Annotated in this window: 2 protein-coding genes; both read right to left on the bottom strand. The window is 72.7% G+C overall.

What is annotated here, in order from left to right:
* Positions 1–613, bottom strand: a 613-nt coding sequence (locus AB0J09_RS65815; RefSeq protein ID WP_360714779.1) for a DUF2071 domain-containing protein, incomplete at its 3' end; no start/stop codon positions are given.
* Positions 610–973, bottom strand: a 364-nt coding sequence (locus AB0J09_RS65810; RefSeq protein ID WP_360714777.1) for an ATP-binding protein, incomplete at its 5' end; no start/stop codon positions are given. The genes AB0J09_RS65815 and AB0J09_RS65810, both read right to left, overlap by 4 nt.

Below are 973 nucleotides of genomic sequence, written 5' to 3'. Positions count from 1 at the left end.
GCCACGGCGGGTGCTCCACCGGCGCGCCGGCCAGCCGGCCGGCCACGAAGGTGAACAGCAGGAAGCGATCCGTCAGGAAGCTCGCGATGCCGTCCCGCTCGCCCTGCTCCAAGGGCAGCCCCGCCGTCACGTCCGCGTCGCACCACGCCCTGCCGCGCTTCGGCCAGATCCGGCGGCACCGGTAGCGCGTGTGGGCGCCGTCGGAGCGTACCGACATGTCAGACCAGAAGTACGGCAGCCAGTAGCCGGCGCGGCCCCCGAGCGCGGCTGCGAGGCGACCTGCGTCCAGCGACAGGAACCAGACCCCGCTGCGCCCGCGGCCGTCGCGGACGTAGGTCCGCACGTTGGTCTCCGGAAAAGTGCACAGCCCCGGCAGGGTGGGCGCGCCGGGCACGCGTACCTCTTCCATGAGGAACGGAGTCAGACCCACCCAGGCCACCCCGTCGTAGGTCTCGACCGTGAGACAGTCCGGCACCAGACGCCGCACGAGGTCCGGCGGGTAGCGCCAATGGATGAAGGTGATGTCCGACCAGCGGTGGTACATCACCGGCCGGGCGACACGAGGAGACGGCAGCACCTCGCATATCTGCCCGTCACCGGCGCCGCCACTCACGCCGAGCGCCCGCGGTCACTCATGGGCAGGGTCGCCTCGAGCCGGTGGTGGTGGTCCCGCGACGTGGTCGTGAGGCCGCCGCCGCGGGCTGCGAGGCGTTCGGTGAGGTTGGCGACTCCCTGACCGGGATCGGATGGGCGGCCGGTGACGCCGTCGTTGGCCACGCGGAGGCGTACGTGGTCGCCGGAGGCGGACAGGGCGATCGTCACGTGGCGTGCCTCGCTGTGCCGCAGCACGTTGGTGACCGCCTCGCGAACCACGACGGCGAGCAGGGCATCATCGGTGCCGTCGGTCAGGAGCGCGGGGTCGGCGTCGATCCGCACCGTCGCGCCGGTCGCCTCCAGGACCTCGCGGGCCGAG

This window comes from Nonomuraea sp. NPDC049784 (assembly GCF_040659615.1).
In the GTDB taxonomy this organism is placed as follows: Bacteria; Actinomycetota; Actinomycetes; order Streptosporangiales; family Streptosporangiaceae; genus Nonomuraea.
The sequence above is the reverse complement of the archived record's forward strand: the minus strand, read 5'-3'. Positions and strand labels throughout refer to the sequence as shown.